Origin of the sequence: Empedobacter sp. UBA6745 (assembly GCF_002453775.1) — a bacterium.
Classification (GTDB): domain Bacteria; phylum Bacteroidota; class Bacteroidia; order Flavobacteriales; family Weeksellaceae; genus Empedobacter; species Empedobacter falsenii_C.
Map to the genome: position 1 here is coordinate 1 of NZ_DKHL01000006.1, position 22,950 is coordinate 22,950.

Genomic DNA, 22,950 nt, shown 5'->3' on the forward strand with positions numbered 1-22,950 from the left:
CTTAGCACCATTGTAGGGTTTAAATGGTCTTTTCATAGGTTTAGAGTGTTGATTTTTATTAATTTAGTCACACTAAAGTAATAAAAACAAATGAAAAAGCAAGAGAAATTTTATTTTCATAAAATACCCTTGCTTCAACCTCTTACTGCTATGCGGCAGTACCTTACATAAAAGTAATAAAAATTAATTAACTATTAATAGTATTGTTTCTATTTTTCTCTTCTTACTTATCCTATGGTTTCTTTTTTATATAAAAAAAGGGTGAACCCATCACGGTAACACCCTTAAAAATAAAAAAACAAATTAGTTTAAATAATAAACAAAATAATGAGCAAGTAATAAACTGTACTATATTATATATATAGTCAGAAATTCAAAAAAGTCAAGTATTAATTAAAATATTTTCGTAAATTAATGTTCCTAACTAACTACTTGACCTATGAAAACATTTTACTTCTTATTATTTATTCTGTTTGCTTCTTCATGTACCAACAAACAGCGCCAGCAAGACAAGCTTCTAATTGAGCTAAATGAGTCAAAACAAGAAACTGTAAGACTTCAACACAAGTTACAGCAACTGCAAGACGAACTTGACAATTGTAAACTTAATTATTCTGCTACGGATGAGGTCTCACCTACTTCAGCCACTTCTCAATAAAGCTATTTGCATAACGAGCAAGTGATTTAACAATAATACTCGTCTGTTTCAATATTTCGTCCGAAAAGTGTCCACTAAGGGCGCAAAAAGCGTAAACAACTTCATTACTCAAATCAAGATATGAACTTAAGAAAGTTCCTAGAATCCAACTCACAAAAACGCCAGTAAAAATCGACTGGATGAATTGGATTCTGTTTAATTTTTTCTTGAATCCTGCTATGATAGCGCCAGCGACACCAGCGCACAAGAAAGCAATATCTTTAAGAGTAATTGGAAGCTGTTTGATGAGGTCTAAAATGTTTAATAGATAATCTTTCATAAAAAAGACAACATTTGAGTTGTCTTTTATAAATAGTATATATTATTTTGATTAACTAAATATTTACGATAGGGTTATAAGTTAAATCAATAACATTGATAAAATAGTCTAAATTTAAATCTAATTCACCTCTATAACCATAATCGTTATAATATTCATAAAACTTCATAAGCTCTTCACTATTAAATTTTGATTTAATATTCAATTCATAATTTGAAATCTCTCTGTTAAAAACATATACTTTTTCTCCGTAACCATTATTTAAATAACTATTATAATAATTCAAGAAATAAGCTTCAATTTTTATACAATCTCTATTATCAAAATTTAAATCAGTTAAAATTTCAAACATTTTAGTATGAGCATCTGCCATTTTTAAAGTCTTATTAGATAACCCTAAGTAAAAATCGTTTTGAATAAATTTACAATAGATAATAAAACACAAAAAGTCTGGTATTAAGTATTTATTTGTACTTAACGTTTTTAATGAAATCCTAATATGAGACATTATTTTTTCTTGCTCTCGAAGATTTAAAATCCCAATATAATTTTTTAATGATTTCATAAATCCATCTCTATCATATTGAAATTCTCGAATTTTTATTCTTTCATTACTATTTAGAAAAGAATCAAAATCATAATAATCATATAAATATTCAAAAAATTTATTTTTGTCTGGTTGCGGTATTTCAAACTCTACATCAATAAATCGTTTCAGGTATTGATTAGCATCAATTTTTTCTGAACCATAAACACCACAAATTGCATGACCCAATTGTATTTTATCTATTGACAAAACAAAAATAATATTTGGTACATTAAAAAAATGCTTTACTTGTTCTAGTAATGAAACTGAATAATTCGGTCTACAACGATCTAATTCGTCAATGAAAAATATCAAAGGTTTTCCATTAAAATTATTCGCTACAAAATCGCCAAAACTCTTTCGAAATTCTTTTATTGATTCTTTTCTTTTAACATAATCATTTACATCTGCTTCAAAAATTTCTGTAGCTGTTTTAATTGATTCATGAACTACATCAATTATTAATTCTGAATCAACATATTTGTTTAGAACCCCTTTTGCTATAGCTGGTAAAATATTCTTAGATAATTTTGCAGCACTACTTACAACTTTATTAAATGTTATACTTTCTTCTTTCTTAATAATATTTAATTCACCAATCAGAGCAGTTAAAGGATTATCTTCAAAGTCATTTTCCCAAGCGTTGAAATAAATTGTTTCGTAACCTTTATTAGTTAGCATTTGCTCCCACATCTTTACAAATGTGGTTTTTCCTGCACCCCATTTATTATTAAGTGCTAAAACAAAACCATCACCATAATTTTCAATTAAACTTGTAAGAACAGTCGCATACTTCTCTCTATCGAGTTTACAGTTATTAAATGGATATTTTTTATCTATTTCAACATCATCATGTTTAATCAAATTTTTAATTTTGGTAATAGTAGTTGAGATTTGCAATATCAAATTTTGAAGAAACAATAACCATTATGACGCAAGATGACGTCGACGGATCATTTAAAGATCAAAACATGAATACAATAATATATATGTGAAAGCACAGTATTTATTATCAAAATTTGAAAAATGGCACTAAACAAGCCAAACAAGCAAGTAATCAAGTTGATAGACATTCTGTACTCTAGTGACGTTTGTTCGTTGCTGAGAATTTCTCAAAAGACTCTTCAGCGCTGGGAGAAGAAAGGCTTACCGTATACAAGAAGTGAACACACAAACATGAAAATGTATGTTGAGAGTGAGGTTTCTGCATGGTTACTTGGTAACAATAAATAATAAAGGGGCTTAACGCCCCTTATTTATTTGTATTTAAAAAATTCTGAATCCAAATTCTTAGTAACATCAAAGAACTCAATTGCACGGTCAATCTCACTTCTACGATCATATATAGAGAATGCAGTTCCATCATTCATCGCCTTATGAGTCATTGCTTTCACCTTGTACCTATCAACTCGCAAGTTAAGAAGATTGGTAATAAAGCTTGCTCTACAAGCATGACTACTCACTACTTCGCTTAGTAACTTATTTTCTTTTATTTGTCCTTTACCGTAAACATGGTGAGTTACCACAACTTTATCTTTTATCCCCATCTCACTCAGCAATGCTCTTATCTGATAGTTAACCATTGGAGCGGTACTCAACTTCGGAAACTGTCCCATCATTCTATCATATATTTCAATTGCTGGCTTCATGAGCGGACTTAACAGCTCAACACCAGTCTTGCTTGCTCTGTTTTTTATCGCAAAAAATTGCTCACCAGTTGGAGTCGTAATCAGCTGAGGTTTATCACCTCGCAATTTATTGATTGACTCAAATCGCATTCCAGTAGTTACTGCCAACATTATATAATCTTTACCTTTTTGAGTTGTATTCTTCTTTGGTTTATAATTATATATTTGTAATAACAATTCTTCGGTTAAGTAATATTCTTTTGCGCTAGGTTGCATATTAATAATCAACCTCTCATCTCTTAAGTTCAGTGTATTATGCAACTCGTAACCTCTTTGTTGTGTTTTACTCAACAAGAATCTCAAGCGTGTTGTAATCACACTGATAGTGTTAATTGACTTTCCTACCTTGTGATGTATTTTGCAATGAATTTCTTTATTTTTACCTTTTATTTTATCAATCGCAAGCTGGTTAGTTACTTCAACAAAATCGTTATAAATATCAAAACTAAAATCACTTATAAGGAGCTCCAACCCCTTACTCTGTTGATAGTTTTTTATATGGTGAATTACGCTTAAATAATTCCAAATTGTGCCATCACTGATCTTCTTTTTGTTTTTCAGTCGTAGCTCTTTTACCTCTTTTACATAGTCATTAATGAAGTCAACTAAGGTAATATTTGAACTTGTTTTTTCTTCAACTTCTTTACCTAAATTGACGAGTAATTTAGTTTTAAATTCGTCTTTACTTGGCTTCTTTTCGATCACTCTAAAATAAAGCTCGGTTTGATTTACAGCTTGCTCGAATTTTTCAATATAATCTCTGAAGATCAAATTTGATGGTTTTTTAGATTTAAAGAATCTATCTCTATTATACTTGTAATTATCACTAACGTCTCCAAAATCTTGTGGAAAGATTGATTTACCAATAGATACCTTAAGCCGTTCTTGTGATTGCGAAAATACACCAGTGATGTACGCAAAAACTGGTGATTGTTTACTTGTGTCTTTCGACTTTAATTGATAGTTTATCATTTTAAAAACTTTATATTTGTGTTTAAATTATAAAATTACGACCCCATTTCGGGGCGTAAAATAGGGTGAGATTAGATGTCCTAAACTGTCCCAGAGTGTCCTAAAACTGCTTAAAAAAGCCCTTTTTTGAAACACTTTACAAATTTTAAACAAAAACATAATAATGTGTTTATCAATATTTTAAACCATTAAAAAGTAAGTTTTATCAAAATTAAAGAATAAAAGTGGAGATTGTTATAATAATCGTATTGATTTTATTGAACGGAATTTTTTCCATGTCAGAAATGGCACTTGTTTCGTCAAGAAAATTTAAGTTAGAAAATCAAATGAAGAAAGGAAGTTCTGGTGCTAAAACTGCCTTGGAACTTGCTGAGAATCCGAACAAATTTTTATCAACCGTACAAATCGGAATTACCCTTATTGGTATCTTGTTAGGGGTTTTCTCTGGTGATAAATTGACTGCAGATTTAACAGAATTTTTAACATCTATCGCTTTCATTGCTCCTTACGCCAAAACACTTTCTCCAATTATTATGGTGGTAATTATCACTTATTTTTCGATTGTATTTGGCGAATTATTACCAAAACGTTTGGGAATGAAATTTCCAGAAATGGTTTCTACTATTGTTTCAAAACCTATGAAATGGTTATCTATCATCACTTCACCATTTGTTTGGTTATTAACGGTTACCAATAATTTTTTCTTAAAACTATTTGGTATTAAAGACGATAGCAGCGAAGTTGTTTCGGAGGAAGAAATAAAAAATATCATCAAAGAAAGTACAGAAGGTGGTGAAATTCAGGAAAAAGAACACGAAATCTTAGAACGTGTTTTCGAGCTTGGAGATCGTCGTGTGAATACGTTAGCAACACATCGTTCAGAAATTGCTTCATTAGATATTTCGGATGATTATGAGAAAGCTCGTGCTAAAGTCAAGAAAAACAAATACTCAGCCTATCCCGTTACCAAGAACAATAATTTGGATGAAATCGTTGGTATCTTGAAATTAAAAGATATGTTTGGGGTAAGTAAGGAAGATTTTAGCCTGAAAAAATTTATACACAAACCTATTTTTGTCAACGAGAATTCGTTTAGTTATCCGTTGTTGGAAATGTTACAGAATTCGCAAGCACATTTCGCTATTATTTTGGACGAATATGGTACAACGGCTGGTATTGTAACAATAAATGATATTTTGGATGAATTGGTTGGTGATACACCAGAGAACCAAGACGAAGATTATGAAATCGTAGAACGCGAAGATGGAACATGGTTGATCGATGGGCAATTTTCGATCTATGAATTCGAGAAATTTTTTGAGATTGATATAGACGAAGACATCGAAAATAGATACGTTACCGTTGCAGGGATTTTCTTGGACAAATACGAAACCATTCCAAATGTTGGTGATAAGGTAGAAGTAGAAGATTTGACGCTAGAAATTGTAGACAAAGACGGTAATCGTATTGATAAAATATTGGCATATCGTAAGAAATAAAAAAAACTCAACCAAAATGGTTGAGTTTTTTTTGTAACTCACTAATTTATTTTTTGAGCAGTAATATAATTTTCTCCATTAGCACTACTTCCTAGACCTGTAATTGATATTGTAGCAGATGCAGCTTGTGTAGTAGAACCATTACTATAATTAGAATATTTTCTAGAACCTTGCCAGAGTGTTAAATAATATCTTTTCTTAGCTGTACTTGTATTTGTAATAAATACCTTCCCGTTAATAACAGCATAAAAAGCATCTGTTGATCCACTAGACCCTCCAAAAATCACTGTCGATCCTCCTATTAACCAACCACTTTCTGAAGTTAGAGGTAAATCTCCAGATTGATTAACCACTACAGCTGTAGTTTCTTCTGTAAAAGTAAATTTATTAAAAACATAGTTTAATCCTGCTACACTAGCAGGTAAACCAAGATTTACCAATACATTAGCTTCTACCTCCCATTTACCTGGATCTAAATCTATATAAGAACCTAAATGTATCTTATCTATTGTTGCTACCGTTGTTGTTAAAGATATTGTATTATTATTTGTTGTTACTCCTGCCCCTCCACCTATTAATTGAATAGCTGAATTGGCTGGTCTCATAACTCCTCTAACTTTACTTACTGTAACTTCAGACCATTTAGCAACACCATTATTATCAGAAGTTAAAACTCTATTTAGAGCTTGAGTTCCATCATTTATTGTAACAGCAGATAATGGAGTTGTAGTTGTACCTCCTGAAACTACATGTAATTTCGTTGTTGGAGCTACTATTCCAAGCCCTAAATTACCAGCATCTGTAGCAACAACCTCTGTGCCAGCAACTCTCGTAACACCGTTAGAAGTAGTTCCTAACTCTACACGGGTATTAGCAGAATTATTAACCCAAGCATCGTTTGTTGTATCTGCATCAGTAGAATTTAATAATTTTATCCAAACAGTACCATTAAATGTATAATAACCTGATGAAGTTATTTGAACTACCTGTGACAGACTTGCTCCAGACGCCCCTCCTGTAACATCAGATACATAAACCAACGCACCCGTTTGTAAAGCAGCATATGTACCTGCAGCTTTATTTGCCAATTCTGTTTTTGTCATATTAGGAGGTATTACTCCATCTACAGAAGTTGTAGGTGTATTAGTAGATTTTCTAACATCTAAAGTAGCCTTAGGATCATTTGTTCCTACACCGACTTGTGCATTTACGTACCAAGTTAAACCTAAAAAAATCAGGCTAAGTAAAGTTTTTTTCATTATAGTAATATTTCTAATTGGTTGGTAGTTAAGAGAAATATTATTTTTGGCAAATATACTATATTATAAATATTATAGTATACAAATAATTTATAAAACAAGAAAAATCAAGCAAATAGACAAATTTCAATTAGAAATACACGACAAAGTATTTTATCATTCTTCATCTTTTCAAAAAATATTTGGCGTTTCAAACATAGTCGATCACGTCTAGACGTAGCTGACGTGGTTCTGAAGTAAGCTGACGGCGTTTGTAACGTATATTTTGACGTTATTGACGCCAAATTTGGCGTCCAAGGCGTCGTTGACCACGTCCCGAAGGCTAAAATATACGTCGCGAACCACGTCGACGGGGTAATTTTGGAAGCTGGCTTGTTTCGGGACGTCAAACTATGTCTAGAATAATAGTCTTTTAATATACCTCAAAAAAAATGTAGTCAAAAAGACTACATTACATATAACTAAAATCCACTACTTATTCAGCTGCTGGTATATTAGCTGTTGTTGTACTTCCTCTACTCGAAAAAAATTGTTTCAAATCACTACGTTTTTGTTCGTAACCACTTGCCGAGCTTCCTGCTTTATAAGCCGTCTACGAATAATCTTCTAATGCTGCTTGGTAATTATCAAAATCATGCAAAATTTTGGCATTGTATACTTTATCTATTAATGTATTGATGCGCGCCAAAATAGTTTCTATATTTTCTCTACTTTCATAATCTCTCAAAAACTCCGCCCAATCTACATCTGGCGCAGCTAAATTGGGTTAATTGGTATAGTAGTCATATACTTTGTTTACAACCAATTTGTTTTGCTCGTTGATGCTTCCATATTTTCTACGATCTTCGGAAGTTAAATTAAAATCAATCTCCTGCAATTCATTTTCTAATGTTGTTAAGGCATCTTGCACAGCAACTACTTGCTCTGCAGAAAGGTGTTTGTTGTTTAGATTGGTAATAGGCATAATTGTTTAAGTTTTTATGGTTAATACTTAAAACTATTAATAATAAATGAGTTAACAAAAAAAATCTCAACCAAATGGTTGAGATTTTAGTAAATATTTTATTTGTTATTAATTATTGCGCTGATCTTGATACATCTATCAAATAATTAAGATGCGTAAACATATATTGTTTAACTGATTCTATTTTCACATTACCAGTTGCAGGAGTAACTGTTGCTCTTAGACTAGCATAACAAGTTCCTCCAAAAGTACCTGTCCCTGTATAAGTATTGGTAGTAGAATTAGGAGCTGTAATAACAGGTTCTGATGATAAACTTTTATTATTAATAAATTTAGGAGACCATGTTGTACCGTAACTACCAGTTCCTGTATTAATATTATTTACGACAATAATATCAGTACTAACTGGGTTTGTAAATCCCGTACAAGAAGAATAGTGATTAATTCTTATACTACAAGATGATGTACTATCACTTGGTTTATAACAAGGTCCATCATATATTGGTATAATTTGTATAGCTTCAGATTGAGAACTATTGATAAATGCTTTCGGCGAATTTATCTCAGCTACAGATAATAGCCCTAATTTACCATTTGTATCGGCTGTTACAATTTTATTTTCAGTATTAGCAAGACTACTTACTCTTGCAGTACCCACTACATCTAAAGTTTCTGTAGGCTTTATAGTACCAATACCTACTTTGTCTTGTGCAGCACCAGAAACAGGTGGTCGTCCCAAAACAATAGAGTTGCTTGCACCTACTACAGCCCCAGCACCTATGGCTGTTGCGTACATAGCTCCAGCGTTTACTGTCGCGTCTAATGTAGCATTGCTACCAACAAAAGTAGAGTTACTTACCGTTGTAGCTGTTGCTGAGTTTGTAACATCTTGCAAAGCATTATTACCTAATGCAACTACATTTGCATATGTAATATTTGCAGTATTTGGGTTAATGCCAGAACCTATAAGGGTATTTCCTGTAGGATTAGTACCTACATTAGCTTTTAATACATTAGCTCCTACTAATGTATTATCGCTATTTTGTGCTAATCCAGCTCCTGCATATCCACCAATAGCTGTATTATTGTTACCAAAACCATTATTCATTGCATAAGCACCAAGAGCAGTACTATTACCATACGAGTTTTGTTGTGTCAAAGAATTGTAACCAACTGCGGTATTATATGTACCAGTTGTGGTTGAAGCTTGAGTTTGAACTCCGATCGCTATATTTCCTTGTCCTGATGTTAGATTAGATAAAGCACTTCCTCCAATCGCTATTGTAGAAGAAGCATTCGTAATTTTATTTGATGTATTACTTCCTATCGCAATATTATCTGTACCAGTCCCTAAGGAACTTCCATTACTCCCAATACCAGCATCTTGCGTTAAGTGATTATTTGTACCAACTAAACGTAAGTCTTGTGTTGCTACTGCAGGAGTAAATTTCACCCATTTTGTTCCATCAAAATAATAGTATCCTACTGCATTAATTGCAGCTGTAGCTGTCACTGTAGAACTTGCAGAGATATCATTTACATATACGATAGCTCCAGTTTGAGCAGTAGTGTAAGCTGCATTTTTTGCATCTAAGTTTGCAACTGATACACGAGGCGCAATAACACCATCTGGAGTTGCTGTATCTGTAGGTTTTCCTACAATATCTAAAGTAGATTGCGGTGTGTTAGTTCCAACACCCACCTGTGCATTTGCACAATAAGTAATACTTATTAGTGCAAGACTAAGTAAAGTTTTTTTCATAAATAAATTGGTTCTAATTGGTTTTGGTAGCAATAAGAATTATTTCGCAAATATAATGTATAATTTTTAACAATATTACAAAAAGAAATAATTCCACATGATATTTTTCATATAAAATATAAAAGGCTATTTTGTAATACATTACAAAACAACCTTTTATTTAAATTATTAAATATTGAATCTTCCTAATGTCCTCCTTCGGATTTCACTTCATCAAGATTAATTCCTTGTTTTTTAAGAATTTTAGGTGTTGCAATTGCGTAGAATACTAAATATACAAAACATAAAATACAAACGATATAACTAGAATGAACAGTTGTTAAATCTGCAATATATCCTTGGAATATACTTACTAGTCCTCCTCCCATAATCATCATAATTAAGAAATTACTTCCTTGCGAAGTATTTTTTCCTAAACCATTAATTGCTAATGCAAAAATACAAGGCCATAATGTACTACAAAACAAACCAACACTTGTAATAGAATAAATAGAAACTAAACCTGTTGTATTCATTCCAATTAATAATGCTACAATTCCGATAATTGAGAAAGTTAATAACATTTTGGCAGGATTTCCATTTGTCCATAAAGAAGCTAAAATCATTATTAAAATAATTACACTGTATAAATAAAATGGTTTCAAATCATGTACTGCAATGTAATTAACTAATAAGAAAATTCCAAAAGCTAAATAAGGTGCTATAAATTTAAGAGCCAATGTTTTTGTTTTATCTAAACCAAATGCTTCTGCAGCACCACCCCAACGACCAATCATCATACTTGCCCAATATAATGAAACGTATGGTGTTACTCCTTGTATATCGAATCCTAATTCATTGTGCATATATGCTGGTAAATTACTTACAGTAGAAACTTCTACACCTACATATAAGAAGATCGCAAGCATTCCTAATAATAATTGAGGATATTTTAAGGCTGATGATTTATCATTTTTTGAAGTTGTAATTGCACTATCATCCTCTTGTTCTGGATGATTTGGTAAAGACGAAAATTTCAAGAAAATGGCAACAGCTAAAAAAGCAACACCCAAACACAAATATGGAATTTTAACTGCTTCTATACTCAAAGTTGTTTCTCCTTCTCCACCCGCACCAAAAATTGCATAAGCAACAATTAAAGGTCCAATTGTAGTTCCTAAGTTATTAATACCTCCCGCTAATGTTAAACGTTGAGATCCAGTACTTGCATCTCCTAAAGCAATTGCAAGTGGATTAGCAACAGTTTGTTGCAACGAAAAACCTAGACCTACAGTAAACAAACCTGTTAACATTAAAGGAAATGATCCTGTATTGGCTGCCGGAATAAAAAAAAGCGTTCCAATGGCAGATAAAAGAAGTCCAAAAGATAATGAATTCTTATACCCAAATTTATTGATTAAATCTTGTTTTGCTAATAAAGAGGCTCCCATATAAATTAAAGCTCCGACTGTATAAGCGATGTAGTATGCAACTGCTACTAATTGACTTTCTGCTTGAGATAAATCAAATGATTTTTTGAAAACAGGTATTAATATTTCATNNTACTTGACGCAACGAATCCCCAAAAGAAGAATACTGTAACTAGTGGGATAAATTGACCCCAATTAGTTTTTTGTGATTGACTCATGTGTTTTGATATAATTTTTTTTAAATATTGGTTGATGATTGCCTAAACAACCAGCTTATAAATATAGGTTATTTATAGTTTATTTTACAAATATCAATTTACATTTGACATAGGGTAATTAAGAAATTAATTTATATTTTGTTGAACATAAACTAAATAAAATTGAAATTAATTTTTTAAAAAAAAGATTTTATTTAAATTAATATATTAAGATTTAAAATCTTAAATTTTTTTAATCCTCTAAGTTAAATTTTTTATAGTGTTTTATGTACATTATTAAAAAACTTTTTAATACTTTTACAAAACATCATCTCGATGTATTTTTTTAAATATAAAATGTAATCGATTACATTAATTTTAATAAATAACTATTATGATAAATTCTGAATTTAGGTATGCACATCATCCTAATGATGTTAAAAAATATACAACTGAAGAACTAAGAGAACATTTTTTAATTCCTGATATATTTATAGAAGATCAGGTGAAATTAGTGTATTCAATGTATGATCGCTTGATTATTGGTGGTATTTACCCAGTTAATCATGCACTAACTCTGGAACCTACAAAAGATCTTAAAGCAGAATTTTTCTTAGAAAGAAGAGAGCTAGGAATTATTAATGTTGGTGGAAAAGGAAAAGTTACAATTGATGGAACTGAATACGAATTGAGTAATAAAGAAGCTTTGTACATTGGTAAAGGAAATAAAGAAATTGTTTTTGATAAAGTAAATAACGAACAGCCTTTATTTTATATCAACTCTGCTCCAGCTCATCACTCTTTTCCAACTAAAAAAATAACAAAAAACGAAGCTGAAATTGTTGAGTTAGGCGACTCTAAATATGCGAATAAAAGAACAATTAATAAACTGATTGTAAATAGTGTTTTAGAAACTTGCCAATTACAAATGGGTATGACCGAATTACATCCTGGTAGTGTATGGAATACAATGCCGGCTCATACACATGAAAGACGAATGGAAGCATATTTTTATTTTGATTTAGAAAAAGGGCAATCGATTAGCCATTTTATGGGACAAACAAATGAAACGCGTCATATTTTCTTACAAAACAATCAAGCTGTTATTTCGCCAGAATGGTCTATTCACTCGGGTGTAGGTACTTCAAATTATACTTTTATTTGGGGAATGGCAGGTGAAAATATGGATTACAGTGATATGGATGGTGTAAATACGGATGAATTAAAGTAATTGAATTATGAATTTATTTGATTTATCTGGAAAAATAGCTTTAATAACAGGAGGTACACACGGTTTAGGATTAGCAATGGCAGAAGGATTGGCGCAAGCTGGTGCTGAATTAGTTATTACAAGTACTACTCCTTCAAAACTTGAAGAAGCTTTACAATATTATAAAAGCAAAGGGTTTACTGCAACTGGATATATTTTTGATGTGACTGATCAACTGAAAGCAAAAGAACAAGTTGAGTTAATCGAAAAAAATCATGGTCAAATTGATATTCTTGTCAACAATGCTGGAATTATCAAACGAGTTCTTGCGGTAGATATGGATATCGAAGATTTCAGAAAAGTTATCGATGTCGATTTAGTTGGTCCTTTCATTATGTCACAATTGGTTGCAAAAGGAATGATTGAGCGTAAAGCTGGAAAAATAATTAATATTTGTTCGATGATGAGCGAATTGGGACGAGACAATGTTTCTGCCTATGCTTCGGCAAAAGGTGGATTGAAAATGTTAACGCGCAATTTAGCGACAGAATGGGCAAAACACAACATTCAAGTTAACGGAATCGGACCTGGTTATTTTGCAACTTCTCAAACAGAACCTATTCGTGTTGATGGAAATCCTTTCAACGAATTTATCATCAACAGAACACCTACAGGTCGTTGGGGAAATCCCGAAGATTTAGCTGGTACAGCGGTTTTCTTAGCTTCGGAAGCAAGTAATTTTGTTAATGGACAAATTATTTATGTCGATGGAGGAATTTTAGCAACAATAGGTAAACCATCAAACGAGTAAAATTTAAATACTATATGAAATCATTTATAACTGATACATTTTTATTACAAAATAAATATGCCGAGGAATTGTATTTCAACTATGCTGAAAAACTTCCTATCATAGATTATCACAATCATTTATCACCGAAAGATATTGCAGAAAATAGAGTTTTTGAAAATATTTCGAAAGTATGGATTGCTGGAGATCATTACAAATGGCGCGCAATGCGAACGTTAGGAATTAATGAAAATTGTATCACAGGAAATGCTTCAGATTTAGAAAAATTTGAAGCTTGGGCGAAAACTGTTCCTCATACACTTCGAAATCCTCTATTTCATTGGACTCATTTAGAATTAAAACGATATTTTGGAATCGATGAATTATTGAACGAAAATAACGCGAAAGAAATTTTTGAGAATACTTCGGCTCAATTACAACAAGCAGATAAATCTTGTCAAGGTTTATTAAGCTTAGTAAATGCTGAAACGGTTTGTACGACTGAAGATCCGACAGATACGTTAGAATATCACAAAACACTGAATGAAAGCGATTTTAATACTAAAGTTAGTACAGCTTTCCGACCAGATAAAGCAATTCTGATTGAAAATGAAGATTACAATTCATATATTAATAAACTTTCTGAAGTTGTTGGTTTCGAAATTAATTCGTTCCAAAACTTGAAAGATGCTTTATATAATCGAATTGAAGCGTTTAATGCAATCGGTTGCAAAATATGTGATCATGGTTTAAATAATATTTCTTACGAAGAATTTACTGATAATGAAATCAATATAATTTTCGAATCAAAAAGAAATAACCAACCGTTAAATCATACTCAAATCGAACAATTCAAAACTGCCCTACTTCTATTTTTAGGAGAAACGTATCATCAATTTGGATGGATTCAACAATATCATTTAGGCGCACTTCGCAATAACAATGCTCGTATGCATCGTGTTTTAGGGCCAGATACAGGTTGGGATTCTATCGGAGATTTTAAACAAGCAGCCAATCTTTCTAAATTCTTAAATAGACTAGATGGAAATGATAAATTGACAAAAACAATCATCTATAATTTGAATCCAGCTGATAACGAAATTTTCGCAACAATGATTGGGAATTTCAATGATGGAAGCGTAAAAGGAAAAGTACAATTTGGTTCAAGCTGGTGGTTTTTAGATCAAAAAGATGGTATCATCAAACAACTAAATGCTTTATCTAATATGGGGTTAATAAGTTGCTTTATTGGAATGTTGACAGATTCAAGAAGTTTCTTATCTTTCCCTAGACATGAGTATTTCAGACGAGTTATTTGTAATTTATTCGGAGAAGAAATGGCAAATGGAGAATTACCAAATGATATTGAATTAGTTGGAAAAACAATATCAGATATCTGTTATTACAATGCAAAAGAATATTTTGATTTTTAGACCTATTTATGAGCAATAATATTTTGACTTTTGGAGAAGTTTTAATGAGAATTTCTCCATCAAATCATAAAACTTTGCAACAAAGTAAAGAAGTAGAATTCTTTTTTGGCGGGACAGAAATGAATGTTGCGGCTTCTTTGTCAACTTTTGGTTGTAAAACGCAGCACATCTCAAATGTTTCGAATGATTTTGTCGGAGATGCAGCTATTTCTTACATGAAGAGTTTAGGAATTGATGTTTCATTTATCACAAAAAATGAGCATCCACTTGGATTATATTTTTTGGAAGTTGGTTCTGACGTCAGACCAAGTCGTATTGCATATAATCGATTAAATGGATCTTTTTCAAATATAAAACCAAACGAAGTTGATTGGAATAAAGCCTTAGAAAACTGTAATTTTTTCCATTGGACAGGAATTACACCTGGAATTTCAGAATCTGCTTATGAAACGTTGAAGCAAGGTTTACAATTCGCTTATTCAAAAGGAATCAACATCACAACTGACCCTGCTTATAGAAGTAATTTATGGAATTACGGTAAAAAAGGACAAGATATTTTGAAAGAATTAATCGGATATTCAACCATTTTTATTGGGGGAGTGAATGAAATCAATGAAATTTTAGAAACAAATTTCTCAACGGATAAGAATGGATTTATTGAAGCTTCTAAAACATTGATGAAAGAAATTCCATCAATTCAAAAAGTATTTGATAAAGTTAGAATTGGAATTAATGCAAGTTCGCAAGCAACACAAGGTAGAGCTTGGATTAATGATGAATATTTAGAAACAGAAGAAATTCAAATCAACCACGTCGTTGATAGAATTGGAACTGGTGATGCGTTTGCTGCAGGTTTGATTTATGGTTTGATTAATCATGATGATCAATTTGCTTTAAACTTTGCAAATGCTGCTTGCGCAATGAAACATACCATTTTAGGTGACACAAATTTAGCTTCTGTTGATGATATTTTAGAGTTAGTTAATGGGAATTTTGGGGGAAGAATAAAAAGATAAAAATGGCAAGATTTACAAGAATAGAAGTCGCTTTAAAAGCAAAAGAAACTGGAATTGTTCCTGTTTTCTATCATGAAGATATCGAAATTTCTAAAAAAATAATAAAAGCTTGCTACGATGGTGGCGCAAGATTATTTGAATTTACAAACAGAGGCGATTTTGCACACGAAGTTTTTGCTGAATTAAATAAATATGCGGCAAAAGAATTACCAGAATTAATCTTAGGAATAGGTTCTGTTTTAGACGCACCAACTACTGCATTATATCTACAATTAGGAGCAAATTTTATTGTTGCACCTTCATTAAATCCTGAAGTAGCAAAAGTTTGTAACCGAAGAAAAGTAGCTTGGATGCCTGGATGTGGTTCTGTATCGGAAATATCTTTAGCAGAAGAATTAGGAGCAGAAATCATCAAAATATTTCCCGCAACACAAGTTGGAGGGTCAGATTTTATAAAAGCTGTAAACGGACCAATGCCTTGGACGGATATAATGCCAAGCGGAGGAGTTATGCCAACAAAAGAAAGTATAGCAAGTTGGATAAATGCTGGCGCTTATTGTGTTGGAATTGGATCACAATTGTTCACAAAAAATTCATCGAATGAATATGATTACTCTCAAATAGAACGAACAGTTGGAGAATCAATACAAATTTATAAAGAATTAAAAAATATATGATTTAAAGGAAGAAGTCAAAATAATAAATCACAAAAACACACTAAATGAAGAACGAAACTTCCATTAAACCAAGTAGTTTTAGATGGACTATTTGCAGTTTACTATTTGTTGCCACAACCATAAATTACTTAGATCGTCAAGTTTTATCATTAACTTGGAAAGATTACTTAGTTCCAGAATTTCACTGGAATAATAATGACTACGGAAATATCACCGCTCTTTTTTCAATATTTTATGCTGTAAGTATGTTATTTGCGGGTCGATTTATTGACAAAATGGGAACTAAAAAAGGTTTCTTATATGCTATTGCAATTTGGTCGATTGGTGCATGTTTACATGCTTTTTGCGGAATTGCAACGGCAGGATTTATTACAGATAATTGGTTTTTAGGATTTGCTGGAGCAAAAGAAGTCTTAGAAAAAGTAAGTGACACTTCATTAATTATTTCAACAAGTGTTAGCTTATTTATTTTTGCTCGATTAATTTTAGCAATCGGTGAAGCAGGAAATTTCCCTGGAGCAATCAAAGCTACAGCCGAATATTTCCCGAAAAAAGACCGCGCGTTTGCTACAAGTATTTTCAATGCTGGTGCTACTGTTGGTGCGTTAGCTGCTCCTCTTACAATTCCATTTATTGCAAAATCAATGGGTTGGGAAATGGCTTTTATCATCATCGGAGCATTAGGATTTATTTGGATGGGATTTTGGATTTATTTGTACCAAGAACCACACAAACATCCAAAGGTTAATAGTGCTGAGTTAGAATATATTCAACAAGATATAGAAGAAAATACAGGCGCATCTACAGAAGGTAGAAAACTAACATTTTCTGAATGTTTTAAATACAAACAAACTTGGGCTTTTATCTTCGGAAAATTTATGACAGACGGCGTTTGGTGGTTCTATCTTTTCTGGACTCCAGCCTACTTAAGCTCAGTATACAAGATGGATAGCACACAAAGTGCCTTACCTTTATTTGTTCTATATATCATCACATTACTTTCTATTATTGGAGGATGGTTACCAAAATATTTTGTCGATAAATTAAATATGAATCCATATTCAGGAAGAATGCGCGCAATGTTAATTTTTGCTTTCTTTCCATTATTGGCATTATTAGCTCAACCTCTTGGTGCAACCTCTTTTTGGGTTCCTGTAATTATCATCGGTATTGCTGGAGCAGCACATCAAGCTTGGTCTGCAAATATTTTCTCTACTGTTGGAGACATGTTTCCTAAAAGCGCTATTGCTACAATAGTTGGAATTGGTGGTATGGCTGGTGGAATTGGTTCTTTTTTGATCAACAAATCATCAGGAGTTTTATTTGATTATTCGCACAAAAACTGGACAACTATCGATGGTATACCATTATTAGAAAAATATCCTCAATACATTAACGAAAGATTACCAGAAAATTTACTTTCAGATTTAGAAAAATCAGGAGCAATTATAGTTGATGGAATCAATAAAGGTTATATGATCATTTTTACAATTTGTGGAGTTGCATATTTAACAGCATGGATTGTCATGAAAATATTAGTACCAAAATACAAAGTGATTAAATAATCAATTAAAATTCAATAACTTGAAAACAAAATTAAATAAAAAACTATATCATCAAGAAAATGAACTTCCTATAAAAATTATTCAATTTGGAGGTGGAAATTTTATGCGCGCTTTTACAGACTATGTAATCGATAAACTGAATAAAGATGCCAATTTTAATGCAGGAATCGCAAACATAAAAGTTACGCCTTCTGGAAGTTCATTTCATACTTTTGAAGAACAAGATAATCTGTACACTTTATTTATTCGAGGAATTAAAAAAGGTGAATTGATTGATGAAAATCGTGTTATTTCTGCGATTCAAAAATCTATTAATCCTTATAAAGAATACCAAGATTTTTTGAAATTAGCAAAAGAAGATCAATTGGAATTTGTTTTTTCTAACACAACAGAATCTGGAATTGTATTTAATCCTTCAGAAGATAAATTAGAAAATGCACCACACGAAAATTTTCCTGCAAAATTAACTGCGTTCTTATATGAAAGATATCTTTATTTTAATGGAGATAATAACAAAGGCTTAACAATTATTCCATGTGAATTAATTGAGAATAACGCCATTATTCTGAAAGATTATATTTTAGAATATGCAAAATTGTGGAACTTAGAAGATGAATTTATCACTTGGATTAACACTTCAAATAACTTTCATAATACATTAGTAGACAGAATTGTACCAGGTTTTCCAAAAGATGATTTAGAGAGCTACACAAATCAATTAAACTATGAAGATGAATTGATTGTCGTTTCAGAAGCGTTCTTATTTTGGGCAATTGAAGGTGATGAAAAATTAGAAGAAAAGATTCCTTTAAGTAAAGCAAATGAACAGATTTTGCTTGTCGAAAATATAGCGCCTTATCGTACTTCTAAAGTCAGAATTTTGAATGGAGCTCACACTTCAATGGTTCCTTTTTCTATCATGTTAGGAATAGAAACTGTTCGTAATGCAATCGATAACAAATTAGCTGGAAATTTTATTAAAAATATTATTTATAATGAAATTATTCCTATTCTTGATTTACCAGAAGAACAATTAAAAGAATATACAGAAGATGTTTTAGATCGATTTAGAAATCCTTTTATCAAGCACTATTTATCAAGTATTGCGTTAAATTCTATCTCAAAATTCAAAGTTCGTGTTCTACCAAGTTTATTAGATTATGTAGAAAAATTTAATCAAATTCCGAAAGGAATTACATTTTCTTTGGCTTGTTTAATTCGTTTTTACAAAGGTGATTGGAACAATCAAAAATTACCTGTAAATGATGATGAAGCAATTATAAATGAGTTTAAAAACATTTGGAAAGACAATGATTATCAACAAATAAGCAATTCTGTTTTGAAGAATATAAATTTTTGGGAACAAGATTTGACAAAAGTGAATCAATTAGAAAATGAAGTTGAAAAAGCTCTTCGACTAATTGATGAATATGGGATTGAAAAATCTTATGAAATGTATAGCAACCAAACGATTTAAGAGAGAAAAATGCAGAAAAAAGCTATAAAAGTTAATCCAACAGATAATGTAATTGTTGCATTAGTTGACCTAAAAGCAAATGAAATTGTAGTCGTTGATAATGCTGAATTTGAAATTCAGAAAGATACAAATGCGAAACACAAATTTGCTGCAATAGATTTTGTAGAAAATGACACGATTACGATGTATGGTATTACTGTCGGAAAAGCCGTTTGCAACATAAAAAAAGGTGAAGTTATTACGACTGAAAATGTAAAACATCAAAGTTCTAAAGTCGAAAAGAAAACGGCTACAACGTCATGGACTGCTCCAAATATCGATAAATGGAAAGATAAAACATTTATGGGGTATCACAGAGAAGACGGACAGGTTGGAACTGAAAATATTTGGTTGTTTTTTCCTTTAGTTTTTTGCGAAAACAGAAATGTCGAAATTTTGAAAGATGTTTTCGAAAAAGAATTATTATTCGAAAAACCATCTAAACATCAATTGCTTTTACGTTCGTTAATTCAGAATTCTGATGAAAATGAGCAAGAAACAGGTGAAGAAGACACAAGAGTTTTCAAAAATATTGATGTTAAATTCGTTACACATCAAGGTGGTTGTGGCGGAATTCGTCAAGATGCTGAAGCTTTAGGAAGATTGCTTGCTGGTTATGTAAATAATCCTAATGTCGCTGGTGCAACAGTTTTGAGCCTTGGTTGCCAGAATTTACAAGTTGATATTTTTAAAGAAGCTTTGCATAAAATCAATCCTGATAGTCAAAAACCTATTATCGTTTATGAGCAACAAAAATCTGGAACAGTTGATAATATGTTAAACGGAATTATTAAAGATTCGTTCGAAGCAATCAAAAAAGCCAATGAAATTGAACGTAAACCAGCTCCATTATCCAAATTAGTTTTAGGATTAGAATGTGGAGGATCAGATGGTTTTTCTGGTATTTCTGCTAATCCAACTTTAGGCTATTTATCAGATATTATGGCTGCAATTGGAGGCACAACAATTTTGTCCGAATTCCCCGAATTGTGCGGAGTTGAACAAGAATTAATCAATCGTTGTGTTAACGAAAAAGATGCCGAAAGATTTTTACAATTAATGAAAGATTTCGAAGATTCTGTTGTCGCCGCGGGTTCTGGATTCGACATGAATCCTTCTCCAGGAAATATAAAAGATGGATTAATAACAGATGCGATGAAATCTGCTGGTGCTGCCAAAAAAGGAGGTTCCTCTCCTATTCAAGATGTGTTAGATTATACAGAATATATCAAAAAACCTGGATTGAATTTACTATGTACGCCAGGAAATGATGTAGAATGTACAACTGCTTTAGTCGGAACTGGATCTAATATTGTCTTATTCACAACAGGTTTAGGAACGCCTACAGGAAATCCTGTTGCTCCTGTTGTAAAAATTTCTTCGAACACAGCATTACAAGAAAAAATGCCTGACATTATCGATTTTAACACAGGAGAAATCATCACAGGAAATAAAACAATTGAAGAAACCGCTGACGAGCTTTTAGAATTTATCATAAAAGTTGCAAGCGGTGAAGTCAAAGTAAAAGCTAAAATTTTAAATCAAAATGATTTTATCCCTTGGAAAAGAGGCGTTTCTTTATAACCTATTTTCTTTTCGAAGATTTTCGAATATGAATTTGAGGATTTAAAACAACCTTTTTTTCTATGCTTATCCCTGAAAAATTTTCGTTCATATATTCCAGAAATACTTGAGCGGAAATTTTTCCCATTATATCTGGTGTCTGATCAACACTACTAATAGGCAATTCCATATATTGTGTAAATGGTTCATTACTAAAACCTATTATTGCAACATCTTCTGGAATGCTAATATTTTTCTTTTTCAATTGTTGACAAGCACCCAATGCTGCATAATCACTGGCTGAGAAAATTCCATCTGGTGGCGATGATAAATTCCACAATGTTTTTATTGCTTCAACTCCATCTTCTATCGAACTTTTAATTGGAAAAACATATTCTTCTTTAAACGTCAATTTATTATCTTTCAATGCGTCGATATATCCATTGTAACGATTTTGATAAATCTCCAAACGTAAATCTCCAGATAAATGACAAATTCTTCGGCAACCTTGTTTAATCAAATGTTCGGTTGCTAAGTATCCTCCTTTATAATCATCAATTGTTACAGTGCTGATACCTGCAATATCTTTTTTACGGTCAAAAAATATGATTGGAGTATTAGATTCTTTTGCAGCTTCAATATGCGAAATATCTTCTGTCGTTTTAGAAACAGACATAAAAATACCATCAACCTGTGCATTCAATAATGTATTTAGTTGTTTTCTTTCTAAATCTACATCTTCGTGACTTTGACAAATAATAACATGGTAACCATGTGGAGACAACTCCTCTTCTATCCCACGAATTAGAGATGAGAAAAAATTTGTATTAATATATGGAACAATAATCCCAATATTATTTGTCTTCCCACTTTTTAGAGCCTGTGCTAAAGTATTTTGTTTGTAATTAAGCTCTTTAGCAGCTTTCATAACCAACTCTTTCGTTTTCTGACTAATTTTAGGATGATCATTTAAAGCCCTCGAAACGGTAGCTGCACTAATATTCAATTTTTCAGAAATATCATATATTGTAGCACTTTTTTTCATAATAAGGTAAAATTCAAGTTCGTTATCAAGATTCGGTAAATATAAATTAAATCTCAATAGTATTATATAGTAATGTATAAATTACAATGGTTCTAAAACTTTTTTTTCAGAATCTAAAACAATTTGTAATCGATTACAAATTTACTTCAATTTACATATTTTTAGAATTAAAAATTCAATAAGTCATCAAAAGAATTATGATTTTAACTAACCATTTAGCTTATTCAAGTTAGAGAATATATCAATATTAGTCAAAATAAATACATATTACACTAAATATCAATAATTAACAAATAGATTAATTATTTTTTATAAAATTTTAAGATTTTGTTTGATTTTAAAAAAATAGTTATATTTTAGTGTACTCTATACACTTAATAAATCAATTTGCAATCGATTACAAAACTATCAATATATAATAATGCAATCGATTACTTAAATATATTTAATAATGAATTAACTAAAAAGCACAAAATTAACACTTTATGAAGAAGTCTAAAATATCATTATTTGCCCTTTTACTCTTACCTATAGCAGCTTTTGCTCAGGAGAATAAGGTTGTTTCCGGAATAATAAAATCAACTGACGGAAAAACACCTTTGGCAGGAGTAGAAGTTTTTGTAGAAGGAACCGATTTAGAAGCATATACAGATGAAAATGGATACTACGAAATTGAAGTTCCAGAAGATGCTACGCTTACAATACTTTACGACGGATATCAGCAAATTGAGATTCCTATTAAGTCTACAGAAAGTTTTGATTTTTCTTTAAATCCATTAGAAAATGAAAACAAACAGTTAGAAGAAGTTGTTGTAATTGGAT

General features: G+C 31.3%; 18 protein-coding genes and 1 pseudogene. 10 read left to right on the top strand and 9 right to left on the bottom strand.

What is annotated here, in order from left to right; translation table 11 throughout:
- Positions 1–635: 635 nt before the first annotated feature.
- The 3 genes from B4H69_RS02350 to B4H69_RS02360 all read right to left on the bottom strand — a co-directional run bounded on the left by B4H69_RS02350 (position 636) and on the right by B4H69_RS02360 (position 4,223).
- Positions 636–977 carry a hypothetical protein gene (locus B4H69_RS02350; RefSeq protein WP_180906643.1) on the bottom strand — a complete coding sequence of 114 codons (342 nt, stop codon included), beginning with the start codon at positions 975–977 and terminating at the stop codon, positions 636–638.
- A gap of 55 nt (positions 978–1,032) precedes the next feature.
- Positions 1,033–2,463, bottom strand: a complete 1,431-nt coding sequence (locus tag B4H69_RS02355; RefSeq protein WP_291092591.1) for a KAP family P-loop NTPase fold protein — start codon at positions 2,461–2,463, stop codon at positions 1,033–1,035.
- Between the two features lie 356 nt (positions 2,464–2,819).
- Complete coding sequence (locus B4H69_RS02360) at positions 2,820–4,223, bottom strand: hypothetical protein (RefSeq protein WP_291092594.1); 1,404 nt, start codon at positions 4,221–4,223, stop codon at positions 2,820–2,822.
- A 224-nt stretch (positions 4,224–4,447) separates the two neighbouring features.
- On the opposite strand from B4H69_RS02360, the gene B4H69_RS02365 reads away from it, so the two are divergent.
- Entirely contained in the window at positions 4,448–5,722 is a 1,275-nt protein-coding gene (locus B4H69_RS02365; protein WP_291092596.1) for a hemolysin family protein, read from the top strand.
- 41 nt (positions 5,723–5,763) lie between these two features.
- Here the strand turns inward: B4H69_RS02365 and B4H69_RS02370 are convergent, their stop codons facing one another.
- The 5 genes and pseudogenes from B4H69_RS02370 to B4H69_RS02385 all read right to left on the bottom strand — a co-directional run bounded on the left by B4H69_RS02370 (position 5,764) and on the right by B4H69_RS02385 (position 11,334).
- A complete protein-coding gene (locus B4H69_RS02370) occupies positions 5,764–6,981 on the bottom strand; it encodes a hypothetical protein (protein WP_180906640.1) in 1,218 nt (405 codons plus the stop codon).
- Positions 6,982–7,573: 592 nt separating this feature from the next.
- Positions 7,574–7,708, bottom strand: a complete 135-nt coding sequence (locus B4H69_RS16425; protein ID WP_317169024.1) for a hypothetical protein — start codon at positions 7,706–7,708, stop codon at positions 7,574–7,576.
- A 39-nt stretch (positions 7,709–7,747) separates the two neighbouring features.
- Positions 7,748–7,945, bottom strand: coding sequence for a hypothetical protein (locus tag B4H69_RS16430; protein ID WP_317169023.1), 198 nt, complete (start codon positions 7,943–7,945; stop codon positions 7,748–7,750).
- 112 nt (positions 7,946–8,057) lie between these two features.
- Positions 8,058–9,707 (bottom strand): hypothetical protein, encoded by a 1,650-nt coding sequence (locus B4H69_RS02380; protein WP_180906639.1) that lies wholly within the window; start codon positions 9,705–9,707, stop codon positions 8,058–8,060.
- A gap of 185 nt (positions 9,708–9,892) precedes the next feature.
- Positions 9,893–11,334: pseudogene (locus tag B4H69_RS02385) on the bottom strand (MFS transporter).
- A 373-nt stretch (positions 11,335–11,707) separates the two neighbouring features.
- On the opposite strand from B4H69_RS02385, the gene kduI reads away from it, so the two are divergent.
- From kduI to B4H69_RS02425, 8 genes are read left to right on the top strand one after another with little or no spacing between them, the layout of a single operon-like run.
- Entirely contained in the window at positions 11,708–12,544 is an 837-nt protein-coding gene (gene kduI / locus B4H69_RS02390; RefSeq protein ID WP_180906637.1) for a 5-dehydro-4-deoxy-D-glucuronate isomerase, read from the top strand.
- 7 nt (positions 12,545–12,551) lie between these two features.
- Positions 12,552–13,334, top strand: coding sequence for a gluconate 5-dehydrogenase (locus B4H69_RS02395; protein ID WP_180906636.1), 783 nt, complete (start codon positions 12,552–12,554; stop codon positions 13,332–13,334).
- Between the two features lie 14 nt (positions 13,335–13,348).
- Positions 13,349–14,746: a glucuronate isomerase gene (uxaC, locus tag B4H69_RS02400; RefSeq protein ID WP_180906635.1), complete on the top strand. Its 1,398-nt coding sequence runs from the start codon at positions 13,349–13,351 to the stop codon at positions 14,744–14,746.
- Between the two features lie 8 nt (positions 14,747–14,754).
- A complete protein-coding gene (locus B4H69_RS02405; protein WP_180906634.1) occupies positions 14,755–15,762 on the top strand; it encodes a sugar kinase in 1,008 nt (335 codons plus the stop codon).
- Positions 15,763–15,764: 2 nt separating this feature from the next.
- The gene (locus tag B4H69_RS02410) at positions 15,765–16,439 is read left to right on the top strand and encodes a bifunctional 4-hydroxy-2-oxoglutarate aldolase/2-dehydro-3-deoxy-phosphogluconate aldolase (RefSeq protein WP_180906633.1); all 675 of its coding nucleotides are present in this window, start codon (positions 15,765–15,767) and stop codon (positions 16,437–16,439) included.
- Positions 16,440–16,483: 44 nt separating this feature from the next.
- Positions 16,484–18,004 carry an MFS transporter gene (locus B4H69_RS02415; RefSeq protein ID WP_291092602.1) on the top strand — a complete coding sequence of 507 codons (1,521 nt, stop codon included), beginning with the start codon at positions 16,484–16,486 and terminating at the stop codon, positions 18,002–18,004.
- Positions 18,005–18,023: 19 nt separating this feature from the next.
- Complete coding sequence (locus B4H69_RS02420; RefSeq protein WP_180906631.1) at positions 18,024–19,481, top strand: tagaturonate reductase; 1,458 nt, start codon at positions 18,024–18,026, stop codon at positions 19,479–19,481.
- A gap of 9 nt (positions 19,482–19,490) precedes the next feature.
- The gene (locus tag B4H69_RS02425; RefSeq protein WP_180906630.1) at positions 19,491–21,104 is read left to right on the top strand and encodes a UxaA family hydrolase; all 1,614 of its coding nucleotides are present in this window, start codon (positions 19,491–19,493) and stop codon (positions 21,102–21,104) included.
- Position 21,105: 1 nt separating this feature from the next.
- Here B4H69_RS02425 and B4H69_RS02430 read toward each other — a convergent pair whose 3' ends face one another.
- Positions 21,106–22,128 carry a LacI family DNA-binding transcriptional regulator gene (locus B4H69_RS02430; RefSeq protein WP_180906629.1) on the bottom strand — a complete coding sequence of 341 codons (1,023 nt, stop codon included), beginning with the start codon at positions 22,126–22,128 and terminating at the stop codon, positions 21,106–21,108.
- Between the two features lie 485 nt (positions 22,129–22,613).
- Here B4H69_RS02430 and B4H69_RS02435 point away from each other — a divergent pair.
- Positions 22,614–22,950, top strand: a 337-nt coding sequence (locus B4H69_RS02435) for a carboxypeptidase-like regulatory domain-containing protein (protein WP_291092606.1), incomplete at its 3' end; no start/stop codon positions are given.

Bases quoted from the DNA above. Each gene is read 5' to 3' on its own strand.
- B4H69_RS02405 (WP_180906634.1), top strand. From the start codon at position 14,755: ATGAGCAATAATATTTTGACTTTTGGAGAAGTTTTAATGAGAATTTCT.
- B4H69_RS16430 (WP_317169023.1), bottom strand. From the start codon at position 7,945: ATGCCTATTACCAATCTAAACAACAAACACCTTTCTGCAGAGCAAGTA.
- B4H69_RS02350 (WP_180906643.1), bottom strand. From the start codon at position 977: ATGAAAGATTATCTATTAAACATTTTAGACCTCATCAAACAGCTTCCA.
- B4H69_RS02410 (WP_180906633.1), top strand. From the start codon at position 15,765: ATGGCAAGATTTACAAGAATAGAAGTCGCTTTAAAAGCAAAAGAAACT.
- B4H69_RS02370 (WP_180906640.1), bottom strand. From the start codon at position 6,981: ATGAAAAAAACTTTACTTAGCCTGATTTTTTTAGGTTTAACTTGGTAC.
- B4H69_RS02425 (WP_180906630.1), top strand. From the start codon at position 19,491: ATGCAGAAAAAAGCTATAAAAGTTAATCCAACAGATAATGTAATTGTT.
- kduI (WP_180906637.1), top strand. From the start codon at position 11,708: ATGATAAATTCTGAATTTAGGTATGCACATCATCCTAATGATGTTAAA.
- B4H69_RS02360 (WP_291092594.1), bottom strand. From the start codon at position 4,223: ATGATAAACTATCAATTAAAGTCGAAAGACACAAGTAAACAATCACCA.
- uxaC (WP_180906635.1), top strand. From the start codon at position 13,349: ATGAAATCATTTATAACTGATACATTTTTATTACAAAATAAATATGCC.
- B4H69_RS02430 (WP_180906629.1), bottom strand. From the start codon at position 22,128: ATGAAAAAAAGTGCTACAATATATGATATTTCTGAAAAATTGAATATT.
- B4H69_RS02395 (WP_180906636.1), top strand. From the start codon at position 12,552: ATGAATTTATTTGATTTATCTGGAAAAATAGCTTTAATAACAGGAGGT.
- B4H69_RS02415 (WP_291092602.1), top strand. From the start codon at position 16,484: ATGAAGAACGAAACTTCCATTAAACCAAGTAGTTTTAGATGGACTATT.
- B4H69_RS02380 (WP_180906639.1), bottom strand. From the start codon at position 9,707: ATGAAAAAAACTTTACTTAGTCTTGCACTAATAAGTATTACTTATTGT.